General features: G+C 43.2%; 9 protein-coding genes and 1 pseudogene. 9 read left to right on the top strand and 1 reads right to left on the bottom strand.

The annotated features are described in order from the left end of the window. The first annotated feature begins 22 nt into the window (after positions 1–22). Both pyrE and gshB read left to right on the top strand, forming a co-directional pair. Positions 23–673, top strand: coding sequence for an orotate phosphoribosyltransferase (gene pyrE, locus J502_RS04715; RefSeq protein ID WP_005407164.1), 651 nt, complete (start codon positions 23–25; stop codon positions 671–673). 309 nt (positions 674–982) lie between these two features. After that, positions 983–1927: a glutathione synthase gene (gene gshB / locus J502_RS04710; protein WP_005017805.1), complete on the top strand. Its 945-nt coding sequence runs from the start codon at positions 983–985 to the stop codon at positions 1925–1927. Positions 1928–1963: 36 nt separating this feature from the next. Here gshB and J502_RS16810 read toward each other — a convergent pair. Then, a pseudogene (locus J502_RS16810) lies at positions 1964–3160 on the bottom strand (MFS transporter). 410 nt (positions 3161–3570) lie between these two features. Between J502_RS16810 and murG the strand changes: the two are divergent. The 7 genes from murG (at position 3571) to lpxC (ending at position 11692) form a co-directional block, all read left to right on the top strand. Continuing rightward, complete coding sequence (murG, locus tag J502_RS04700) at positions 3571–4668, top strand: undecaprenyldiphospho-muramoylpentapeptide beta-N-acetylglucosaminyltransferase (RefSeq protein WP_034683297.1); 1098 nt, start codon at positions 3571–3573, stop codon at positions 4666–4668. A gap of 13 nt (positions 4669–4681) precedes the next feature. Further along, positions 4682–6130: a UDP-N-acetylmuramate--L-alanine ligase gene (murC, locus tag J502_RS04695; protein ID WP_005017818.1), complete on the top strand. Its 1449-nt coding sequence runs from the start codon at positions 4682–4684 to the stop codon at positions 6128–6130. 52 nt (positions 6131–6182) lie between these two features. Further along, a complete protein-coding gene (locus J502_RS04690) occupies positions 6183–7118 on the top strand; it encodes a D-alanine--D-alanine ligase (protein WP_034683296.1) in 936 nt (311 codons plus the stop codon). 3 nt (positions 7119–7121) lie between these two features. Continuing rightward, positions 7122–7979: a cell division protein FtsQ/DivIB gene (locus J502_RS04685; RefSeq protein ID WP_005017833.1), complete on the top strand. Its 858-nt coding sequence runs from the start codon at positions 7122–7124 to the stop codon at positions 7977–7979. 67 nt (positions 7980–8046) lie between these two features. Next, positions 8047–9309, top strand: a complete 1263-nt coding sequence (ftsA, locus tag J502_RS04680) for a cell division protein FtsA (protein WP_034683295.1) — start codon at positions 8047–8049, stop codon at positions 9307–9309. Positions 9310–9474: 165 nt separating this feature from the next. Continuing rightward, complete coding sequence (ftsZ, locus tag J502_RS04675; protein ID WP_005404658.1) at positions 9475–10659, top strand: cell division protein FtsZ; 1185 nt, start codon at positions 9475–9477, stop codon at positions 10657–10659. Between the two features lie 130 nt (positions 10660–10789). Then, positions 10790–11692 (top strand): UDP-3-O-acyl-N-acetylglucosamine deacetylase, encoded by a 903-nt coding sequence (gene lpxC / locus J502_RS04670; protein WP_005024044.1) that lies wholly within the window; start codon positions 10790–10792, stop codon positions 11690–11692. Positions 11693–11752 lie beyond the last annotated feature (60 nt).

Raw genomic sequence — 11752 nt, 5'->3', positions numbered from 1 at the left:
ATCTAAAAATTTGGAGCACCTCATGACAACGCCTGTGCAATTTAACCCGCAAGCTTTCATCGAACTTGCCTTATCACGTGGTGTGCTTAAATTTGGTGAGTTTACTTTAAAATCAGGCCGTGTGAGTCCTTATTTTTTTAACGCAGGTTTACTTAATGATGGCGAAGCATTGTCATTACTGGCAGCAGGTTATGCTGACAAGCTGACAGAATGCAATCAGGTAGAAGTAATTTTCGGGCCAGCCTATAAAGGGATTCCATTTGTGGCCGCTACAGCTGTGGCTTTGTCACAAAATCATGGTGTAAGTGTGCCATGGGGCTTTAACCGTAAAGAAGCCAAGGATCATGGCGAAGGTGGAGTACTGGTAGGTGCTTCAGTACAAGGAAAAAAAGTCTGGATTATTGATGACGTGATTACTGCTGGCACAGCCATCCGTGAAGTAGTAACTATCCTTAAAAATGCGGGTGCATCAATTGCCGGCGTACTGGTTGCTCTTGATCGCCAAGAAAAAGGTCAGGGTGAACTCTCTGCAATTCAGGAAGTGCAGAAGGAGCTGGAGATTCCTGTACATGCATTGATTACGATGAAAGACTTGATGAATTATCTAGAAACGAAGGGCGATAAGGTGGCACTTTCAAAAATGGAAGCCTATCGAATGAAATATGGGATCTGATATTCAGTCGAAAAGTTTAAGCTTTTTAAAGCCCTATTTATAATAGGGCTTTATTCTTCTATTCAATCAAATAAAGTTATAACTCCTGACCAGTTTGAGTTCTTTATTCCGTTTTGATCACCTGGAAAAATTAGCCCATATAGAGGAACTAAAAATAATTAATAATATTAAGGTCTGACAGGGTTTTATATACTGACCCTTTTTATAAAGATATTTAACATGAAATAAAAGCTTTACTAAAATTGAGAAAAAAGCACAGTTAATCTCCGCTATACTTTTCTGGATTAAAAATTGATAGAGCAAAGACAGATGCGCGTACTTGTTGTGATGGATCCTATTGAAAATGTAAATCTGAAAAAGGACTCAACCATGGCTATGCTATGGGCAGCCAGCCGTCGTGGCCATGAACTCGGTTATGCATTACAGCAAGACTTATACATTGATCAGGGTAAAGCCTGGGGCCTGATTTCTCCTTTAAAGGTATTTGAAGACTATAATCATTACTACGAGTTAGGCGAAAAACAAAAAGAATCAATCGCAGCCTATGATGTGGTATTGATGCGTAAAGATCCGCCATTTGACATGAACTTCGTCTATACAACTTATATTTTGGAGCAGGCAGAGCAGGAAGGTGCACGTATTGTCAATAAACCGCAGAGCCTGCGCGACTGTAACGAAAAACTGTTTGCAACTCAGTTTCCAGAATTGCAGGTGCCAACCCTGGTGACCTCACAGCAACAGCTGATTCGTGAATTTATTGCAGAACATCAGGATGTGATTGTCAAACCACTTGATGGTATGGGCGGCGCTGGAATTTTCCGCTTAAGTGCGACAGGAGCCAATATTGGTTCCACACTAGAAATGCTGACTCAACTCGGACAACAGCCAATTATGGCACAGCGTTATATTCCGGAAATTGTTGATGGTGATAAACGTATTTTAATGATCAATGGAGAGCCTGTACCATACTGCTTGGCGCGTATTCCACAAAATGGTGAAGTACGCGGTAATCTGGCAGCAGGCGGTTTGGGCGAGGCCCGTCCCTTAACTGAAAATGATAAAGTAATTGCAGCTAAAGTTGGACCTTACCTGAGGGAGAAGGGCCTGATCTTTGTAGGCCTTGACGTTATTGGTAATTATGTGACTGAAATTAACGTTACCAGTCCAACCTGTATTCGCGAAATTGATAACCAGTTTGGTACTTCAATTGCGGATGATCTGTTTGAAGTTCTGGAAAATAGCCCCTCAGCTTAAAACTGGAAATATAAAGAAGCCCAGATCTGGGCTTCTTTATATTCTATAGGGATAGCGCTGAAATAATTGTATGGTCAAGATCAGACCAAGCACAGAGAGAATCGTACTGACCCAAGCAATCATGCTCCAGAGCTGAGTATAAGAAATTAAGGCTGCAGTCAGTGGGGGAACAGTAAGTTGTGCAAAAGCAGAGACTTGCAGGACTAACCCGATACTGGCTGCTGTGGCATTTGGCTGTGGTGCATAATGCAGACTAATGGCAAAAATAGTAGTGGGAATAAAACCTCCCAATATTGAAAATACCATGATAGCTAGATATTTCAGACCAAAAGACAAATTAAAATAAGTAGAGAAAGCCAGCCAGCACATCATGACCATAAGTATAAAACCTGTGCTAATGAGCCGTACAGGTGCCAGACCACGATGTAATAAAAAACCGGAAGCAAACGTACCTAAAATATTAGAGACTGAAACAAGAGCAGTCAGTGTTCCGGCAACTTTTAGATTAATTTGCTCATCAAGATACAATGTCGGTAAAAAGCCAATTACTGTCAGCTATTGACTGGTATAGCAGGCAAAAATAAGAGCCAAGATCAGTACAGGCGGATGACTTAAGGTTGTTCTCAAAAGCTTAATGAATAAAGGGAAGGAGCTATTTTGTATTTTGTTGATAGGCGGTAACTGTAGGTACACGACAGCCGCCAGCAGCAGGCAAGATAAGCCAAGCATATTCCAGATCTGCTGCCAGCTCCAGAACTCTAACAGGAATGGTATAAACAGCAGGGCGAGACCCACACCTAATCCCATATAGGATCCCCATAGCCCCATTTTCAGGTTAAGTGATTCAGGCGTACTCAGCTGTTTAAGCAAAGTTGAAGCACATAAAGTGATAAAAAGGAAGCCAACACCTTCAATAAAACGGAAAATAAACAGGCTATAAAGATCGTTAATCCATAAACTGCCCATACTGGCACAGCCTAGAATGACTAAACCCAATATAAGACATCTTTTTAAACCAAAATATTGTGAAAGCCCGCCCAAGCTTAGAGCAAAACACATACCAGCTGCTTGTACCAGTGAAAGTGCTAAACCTGCCTGAGTTAAACTCAGGCCAATTTCCTGCTGTAGAATGGGTAAACCCGCAGATAGTTTACCTACGTGAATAGCGGCTAGGTAACCTGCGAAAATGATGCAAAAATTAGTCTTTAAAGAAGCTGGAGCCACGTTTTTCATCCATGAAAATATTGGGATTTTTTTGAATATTAAGAGAATTTTTTTATAGTTTATAATGAGATTTTATAAAAAAATTAGAATTTTTGCATAATATGATAATTTTAATTTTTATTAATCTTGTATTGGAATCAATAAAGCTCTTATACAAAACTTTACTCAAGAGAATAATCATAATAAAGAACGAGAAGGGACATTTTTATCTTTAATTAAATTAAACTCTCGATAATTATACGAATTTATATAGGGTTAATAATAAAACTAGTTTAAACTTTAAAATTCCAAGAAAAAAACGATGACATGCTTGGTGAAAAAAAGTAAATAAACTTTTCGAAGCTTAAACTTTGTGATTACAATTAGCGGTCAAAAAACTGGTTCCCAGTCGAATTATTTTAGTATTGAAGAATTAAGCCGTGTCTGACTCACAACAACGTATTTCCAAACATGTCATGATTATGGCTGCCGGCACAGGCGGCCATGTTTTTCCTGCGCTTGCTGTTGCCAAACAATTACAATCAGAAGGTGCTCAGGTTTCATGGTTGGCAACTCCTCAGGGTATGGAGAACCGCCTGCTTCAAGATCAGAAAATTCCAATTTACCAGATTGATATTCAGGGTATACGTGGTAATGGCATACTTCGTAAACTCATGGCCCCCTTTAAAATTTTAAAGGCAACTTTTAGTGCTATGCGTTATATGAAGCAGCTAAAAATTGATGCGGTGGCTGGTTTTGGTGGATATGTTGCAGGACCTGGTGGCTTGGCTGCTCGTTTATTGGGTATACCTGTCATTATTCATGAACAGAATGCCGTAGCCGGTTTTACCAATATACAGCTTTCTCGTATTGCAAAAATAGTCTGTCAGGCATTTCCAGAAACTTTTCCGCCACAGTCCAAAGTGGTCACAACCGGTAATCCGGTTCGTAAAGAAATTGCTGAAATTCTAAATCCAAAATGGCGCTATGATCAGCGTGCAGCTGCACAGGCACCGCTAAATATTTTAATTGTGGGAGGCTCACTAGGTGCACAAGCATTAAATGAGGGAGTCCCTGCCGTATTAAAACAGTTTGATATGCCTTTAAAGGTATTTCATCAGTGTGGACAAAAACAGCTGGAACTTACCCAGTCTGCCTATCAGGGAGCACCAGCGAGTTTACAAGTTGAAGTACAGCCATTCATTACCGATATGGCCAAAGCTTATAGTGATGCTGACTTAATTATTTGTCGTGCTGGCGCACTTACTGTTACTGAAGTCGCAACTGCTGGGGTGGCTGCCATATTTATACCTTTACCTATCGCTGTAGATGATCATCAGACTGCCAATGCCCGGTTTCTAGCAGATTTGGGTGCTGCCAAAATCTGTCAGCAAGCCGTCATGAGCCCTGAATATTTAAAAGAACTTTTAACGCCCTTACTTAACCGCCAGTTACTGACTGAAATGGCAGTCAAAGCGCGGCAACAGGCACAACCGAATGCAACTCAGCACGTGGTTGATTTAATTAAAAAATTGTAATATAGAGTTTATTATGTCTCCTTCTATTCCTGCTGAACAAGTTAAAGAATTAATTAAAATTCCTGAAATGCGCCGTATCAAGCAAATTCATTTTGTCGGAATTGGTGGGGCAGGTATGTGTGGTATTGCCGAAGTACTTAAAAATCAGGGTTACTGCGTTTCAGGCTCAGATATTAAGGCCTCGAAGACCACAGCTCAGCTCGAAGAAAATGGTATTGAAGTATTTATTGGCCATGCGGCTGATAATATTAAAGGTGCCAGTGTACTGGTAGTGTCTACCGCAATTGATCCTGAGAACCCGGAAGTCAAAGCCGCGATCGAACAGCGTATTCCAGTGGTACGCCGTGCCGAGATGCTGGGCGAGCTGATGCGTTACCGTCATGGAATTGCAGTAGCAGGGACTCATGGTAAAACCACAACTACCAGTCTCCTGACCTGTATGCTGGCAGAAGAAGGTATGGATCCTACTTATGTTATTGGCGGCTTGCTGAACCGTACTGGTGTAAATGCTGCATTAGGAGCAAGTCGTTATATCGTAGCTGAAGCCGATGAGTCAGATGCATCCTTTTTACATCTTGAGCCAATGGCAGCCATTGTGACCAATATCGATGCTGACCATATGGATACTTATGGCGGTAGTTTTGATGTACTGAAAGATACCTTTATCCAGTTCCTTCACAAGCTGCCATTTTACGGCTTGGCAGTTGTATGCGGGGATGATGCCAATATTCGTGAAATCATGCCGCGGATCGCGCGTCCATTATTAACTTATGGCTTCAATCCAGATAATGACATTCGCGCTGTCGATGTTGAACAGGATGGCATGCGCAGTCACTTTACGGTATTACGTAAAGATCGTGAGCCATTACGCCTGACGATTAACCAGCCCGGCCTGCATAATGTATTAAATGCACTGGCAGCTATTGGTGTTGCAACAGATGAAGGTGTATCCGATGCCGCAATTGGCCGTGCACTAGAAGGTTTCAGTGGCGTGGGACGCCGTTTCCAGGTTCAGGGTGAGTTTGGGCTGGAACAGGGTACAGTCAAGCTGGTCGATGACTATGGCCATCATCCGAAAGAGGTAGAAGCTACCATCAAGGCTGCACGGCAGAGCCACCCTGACCGTCGACTGGTCATGATGTTCCAGCCTCACCGCTTCAGTCGTACCCGAGACTGTTTTGATGACTTTGTCGATGTACTTTCACAGGTTGACCAGTTACTGTTACTTGAAGTTTACCCTGCTGGTGAAAAGCCGATAGTGGGTGCGGACAGCCGATCGCTAGCACGCAGCATCCGTCTGCGTGGCGAGGTTGAACCAATCCTGATCGATCCGGTCGAAGGTAATCTGCAGAATGTTATACAAAAAGTGTTACAACCGAATGACTTGTTATTAACCCAAGGTGCAGGTAACGTGGGGGCTATTTCACTTGAACTCGCTCATCACCAGCTCTATCTGAAATAGGACTTTTGGGTCATTTAAAAAATATTAGTGATAAAACTTTAAGGATATCAACGTGTCAAATGCTTTAAAATTCGGCAAAGTTGCAGTATTGCTTGGCGGGAAATCAGCAGAGCGAGAAGTTTCGTTAGATAGTGGTCGTGCTGTGCTTGAAGCATTGATACGTTCAGGGGTGGAAGCCGAGGCCTTTGATCCACAAGAACGTTGTGTCACTGAACTGGTGAATTATGACCGCGCTTTTATTGTATTGCATGGTCGTGGCGGTGAAGATGGACAGATTCAGGGTGTACTGGAGTGGTTAAATATTCCATATACCGGCACAGGGGTACAAGGTTCTGCGATTGGTATGGACAAGATCAAAACCAAGCAGGTCTGGCAGGGCAGTGAACTGCCGACAGCCCCACACCGTATTGTGAGCAAAGATGCCGATGCTGATGAGGTAATTGCCAGTCTTGGTTTGCCATTCATCATTAAACCGGTACATGAAGGTTCAAGTATTGGCATGAGTAAGGTAGAAAAACCTGAAGACTTTGCTGAAGCTTTGGCCAAGGCCACTGAACATGATGCTGTAGTCATGGCAGAAAAATGGATTAATGGCCGTGAGTTCACGATCGTATTGCTAAATGGCCAGGCCCTGCCAGTTATCCGTCTGGAGCCGCCAAAAGATGTCGCGTTTTATGATTATGAAGCTAAATATAATCGTAATGATGTGCAATATGGTATTCCTTGCGGCTTAAGTGAAGCTGAAGAGAAGATGCTTCAGGAGCTGGCCTTGCGTGCATTTCAGGCAGTGGGCTGTAAAGGCTGGGGCCGTATTGATGCCATGCAGGATGAACAGGGTAATTTCTGGCTGCTTGAAGTCAATACTGTACCGGGCATGACCAGCCATTCACTGGTTCCTAAAGCAGCCAAGGCTGTGGGTTATGATTTTGACCAGCTTTGTGTCACGATTTTGGAGCAAACACTGCAAGATCATGGAGTAGATCAGTAAGCCATGGCTCAGCTTCCGACTTCTATGCGCCGTAAACCACGGGCAGCAATTACTTCTATTCATGAAAAACCACCAACCCGGAAGGAAAAGCTTACTAATCTGGGTGGGTGGCTGATGCTGGTAATTGCCTGCTTGATGCTGGTTATAGGAGTTTATGGTTTATACAGGGTTATGACAGATGCTACTGTGGCTGAACTTCAGGTAGTTGGAGCACGCTCTGACGCCGAACAGCAGCAGCTGGTCAAACATCTGGACCCGGTAATTCAGGCTAACTATTTTACCTCTGATCTGGAACAGATCCGGGACGAAGCCTTGGAAATATCTTGGGTAGATAGAGTCGTCGTATCACGCGCATGGCCAAATGCCATCCGGGTACGTGTTATGCCACGTCATGCAATTGCCCGTTGGGGAACAGGACGACTGCTTAGTGACAGTGGTGATATTTTTACTGAGGCGGTGTATAGCAGTCATCAGCAATTGCCCTTACTCCATGGTCCGGCCAGTCAGTCCAAAGTGATGATGCGCCGTTACAATGAGATCAATCAATTATTTCGACCAGTCAATTTGCGTTTAAAAGAACTTTATTTAACAGAACGCATGACTTGGTTTATGCAATTTGATTCTGGACTTCGTATCATCGTGGACCAAGATCAGACTATGAGTAAACTGCAACGTTTGAGTCATCTGGCACAAACTGACTTAAAACCAGTGTGGAACAAAATCTCGGCAATAGACCTGCGTTATCGTAATGGTCTGGCTATTCAGTGGAAAAGTGCAGCACCACCTAAAATTATAAATAGTCAGTTTGTTGTAACGATTGATGACACAAGCATTGCAGGCGGAATAAGGGCAAAGCCATAATACGTGGCTTTATAAGATTGAGGCATTGGGCCAAATATAAACAACGAACATAAAATGGTAGTGAGTAATGAGTGAAGCTGTTCCCTCGGTTGTTGCGATTGATATTGGGACGCACAAAGTTTCAGTTTTAATTGGTAAGGTCCATGCTCCGGATAATATTCAGGTCATTGGTATGGCGAGTGCTCGCAACCGGGGTATGAATAAAGGAAAAATTGTCAGTCTCGATAAAGTCATTGCCGCAATAAAAAATGCTGTCGCAGAAGCAGAAAATATGGCGGAATGCCGTATCCACTCGGCCTGGGTGTCTATACCGAGTACAGAATTAAAAAGTTTCTATGCTGCTGGCCGTACCCCTGTTACCAATCCGGAACGTATTATCAGCACCAATGAAGTGGTGCGTGCGCTGGAACTAGCCAAGGCAAGCCATGTAACAGCAGACTACTATCTGGCCAGTGCTGTACCATTAGGTTTTGAACTGGATGACACGCCAGAATGGGTACAAAATCCGATTAACATGTCAGCACAGAGTATGACCGGACATTATCAGCTAATGATGATGCCAATCAGCACTATGCAAAATCTTGACCGGGCCATGAAAGGTGCAAATATTGGGGTCGAGAAGATGGTGGTATCTTCTTTGGCAACATCGGAAGGCAGCCTGTTGAAAGATGAAAAAGAATATGGTGTCTGTCTGGTCGATATAGGCGCAGGTACCACCAATCTGGCGGTCTATCTTGACGGTCATTTAGCACTGGTTCATACCTTGCAGCGAGGAGGGGAGCATGTTACCCGGGATATTGCTGCTGTGCTGCAAACAACGACTGAAGAAGCCGAGCGTATTAAAATATTACATGGTTGTGTTGATTTGCATGCAGTAAAGCCTGATCATATGATTCAGGTACAATGGATTGATGGTCCGCAAACGATTAGTCGCATTGAACTTGCAGAAATTATTATTGCACGCTATGAAGAAATTTTTTCTAAAATTCGAGAAGAACTAGAACGAAGTGGTGCAATTCATGGCTTGTATCACGGTGTCGTGCTTACAGGGGACGCATGCCAGATCGAAGGCATGGTAAATCTGGCGCGCCGTATGCTAGGTGTATCCGCCCATTTAGGTAATCCGCCTTTACAGGTGTATGCAGAAGAACAGCATCAGGCTTCTTTGCGTCGCTCCATGTATGCCACTGCTTCAGGCTTGCTACTTTTTAGCCAAAGTGAAATGCAGGCAACCGTTGATGAGCCGGAAGAAACAGAGAAACGCCCATTCTGGAGTCGGGTTGCCAATGGATGGACTAACCTGAATAGCAAACTAAAATCGATCTTCTAGGATGTATGGGTTTTTTGGGAATATTGTTAGGAAGTTGTAAGTGAAAAGCCGTGTACTTGACAAGGTGAGCATTGCACAGCATTCTAAAAAATATTTTTTACAGATCAAGGCAGTATACGGGCTAAAGTGACTGCCACAATTTAATTAGGAAATCTAAAGGTCATGTTGTCCTCATTTGAACTAATAGAAGATGAACCAAGCGATAGCAACGGTCAGGCCCGTTTCACTGTATTTGGTGTAGGCGGTGGTGGCGGTAATGCTGTACAGCATATGGTGCAGTCCGATATCAAAGGTGTAAAGTTTGTCTGTGCTAATACCGACAAACAAGCTCTCGACCGGATGAACGCTCCATTTAAAATCCAGCTTGGCGAACAAAGTACACGTGGTCTTGGCGCAGGTGCTAATCCGGAAGTAGGACAGATTGCCGCTGAAGAAAGTCGCGAAGTAATCCGTCAGCATCTTGAAGGTGCTGATATGGTTTTTGTGACTGCTGGAATGGGCGGGGGAACAGGTACAGGTGCCGCACCTGTGGTTGCTGAAATTGCTAAAGAGATGGGGATTTTAACCGTCGGTGTAGTGACCACGCCTTTTAACTTTGAAGGCCGTCGTCGTCAGCGTTCTGCAGAAAAGGGTATTGATGCGCTTGAAGCTCATGTCGATTCCCTGATTATCATTCCAAACCAGCGCCTGCTCAGTGTGTTTGGTGATATTTCCATGCAGGATGCATACAAAAAAGCAGACGATGTACTGCTTAATGCAGTACGTTCAATCTTTGATCTGGTTGTACGTCCAGGGCACATTAACCTTGACTTTGCTGACTTGAAAACTGCAATGAGTACCCGTGGCTATGCCATGATGGGTGAAGGGCGTAGCAGTGGACAGGATCGTGCCGAGAACGCAGCCCGTCTGGCTATTCGTAGTCCGTTACTTGATAATGTTAATATCATGAATGCCAAAGGTGTTCTAATTAATATTACAGGTGGTGCTGACGTAACTTTACGTGAAACTGAGATTATTACAGATGTCGTTAACCAGATCGTGGATCTGGATGATGGTGAGGTATTCTTTGGTACGGTATTTGATCCAGATGCGCGTGATGAAATTCGTGTTACAGTCATTGCTACCGGTTTGACCCGTAATGCTGCTGATGCCGTTGAGCCAAAGCGCCAGGCCCAGTCAGCTCAAGCACGTACTCAGGCTACCACCCATGTTTCTGTTGAAGAAGATGATGTGCCTGCTATTAGCAAGCGTCAGGCTGTAGAAGCTCCAGCAGCCTCTACACCAAGTTCTACGCCACGTTCCTCACCAATGAGTATTCAGGATTACCTGAAAAACCAGCAACGCAAGTAAAAATGCAGCTAGTTTGAACAAAAGCTGATGTCTTTACAAAAGGTAGTGGTCAAACACTACCTTTTTGTTTTTTATCAATGGCTAAATATGCTAACGTATAGCGGTTTTTTAGGTGGAAGACAAAAAGCGAATGTTGAAACAGCGTACCCTCAAACGTATGGTCAAAGCGAGTGGCATTGGACTGCATAGCGGTCAGAAAGTCATGATTAACTTTGTTCCGCATACAGTTGATGGCGGCATCATATTTCGTCGTATTGACCTAAACCCTCCTGTTGATATTCCTGCTGATGCCTTACTCATCCAGGAAGCATTTATGTGTTCTAACCTGGTACAGGAAAATGCCAAGGTTGGAACCATTGAGCACGTCATGAGTGCAATTGCCGGCTTGGGAATTGATAACCTGATTGTGGAGGTTTCAGCCTCTGAAGTGCCGATTATGGATGGTAGTGCAGGTCCATTTATTTATTTACTCATGCAAGGTGAGCTGGTTGAACAAAATGCACCCAAGAAATTTATTAAAATTTTAAAGCCGGTTGAAGCCCTGATTGATGACAAACAGGCTATTTTTACCCCCCATCATGGCTTTCAGTTAAATTTTACAATTGATTTTGATCATCCTGCATTTGCTAAAGAATACCAATCTGCCACGATTGACTTCTCTACTGAAACTTTCGTATATGAAGTTAGTGAAGCCCGGACTTTTGGATTTATGAAAGATCTGGATTATCTGAAAGCAAATAATCTGGCGCTAGGAGCCAGTCTTGAAAATGCAATTGGTGTAGATGATACTGGTGTAGTGAACGAAGAGGGGCTACGTTTCTCAGATGAGTTTGTACGCCATAAAATCTTGGATGCAGTAGGTGACCTATATCTGCTCGGACACCAGATCATTGCCAAATTCGATGGCTATAAGTCTGGCCATGCTTTAAATAATCAGCTGCTACGCAATGTGCAGAGTGATCCCAGTAATTATGAAATTGTAACATTTAATGATATTGAGGACTGCCCAATTTCTTATGTAAGTCTTTCATAAGTCATTGTCTTTATATGGTTATGTTATAATATAACATCTAAAAATGTGAAATAATTCTCT

This window comes from Acinetobacter sp. 1294596, from assembly GCF_000582925.1.
GTDB classification, from domain to species: domain Bacteria; phylum Pseudomonadota; class Gammaproteobacteria; order Pseudomonadales; family Moraxellaceae; genus Acinetobacter; species Acinetobacter radioresistens.
This window is presented reverse-complemented; position numbering and strand designations above follow the sequence as displayed.

What these genes read in the sequence shown, in the direction of transcription:
- gshB (WP_005017805.1), top strand. Translation starts at nt 983, where the DNA reads ATGCGCGTACTTGTTGTGATGGATCCTATTGAAAATGTAAATCTGAAA.
- J502_RS04685 (WP_005017833.1), top strand. Translation starts at nt 7,122, where the DNA reads ATGGCTCAGCTTCCGACTTCTATGCGCCGTAAACCACGGGCAGCAATT.
- lpxC (WP_005024044.1), top strand. Translation starts at nt 10,790, where the DNA reads ATGTTGAAACAGCGTACCCTCAAACGTATGGTCAAAGCGAGTGGCATT.
- ftsA (WP_034683295.1), top strand. Translation starts at nt 8,047, where the DNA reads ATGAGTGAAGCTGTTCCCTCGGTTGTTGCGATTGATATTGGGACGCAC.
- murC (WP_005017818.1), top strand. Translation starts at nt 4,682, where the DNA reads ATGTCTCCTTCTATTCCTGCTGAACAAGTTAAAGAATTAATTAAAATT.
- pyrE (WP_005407164.1), top strand. Translation starts at nt 23, where the DNA reads ATGACAACGCCTGTGCAATTTAACCCGCAAGCTTTCATCGAACTTGCC.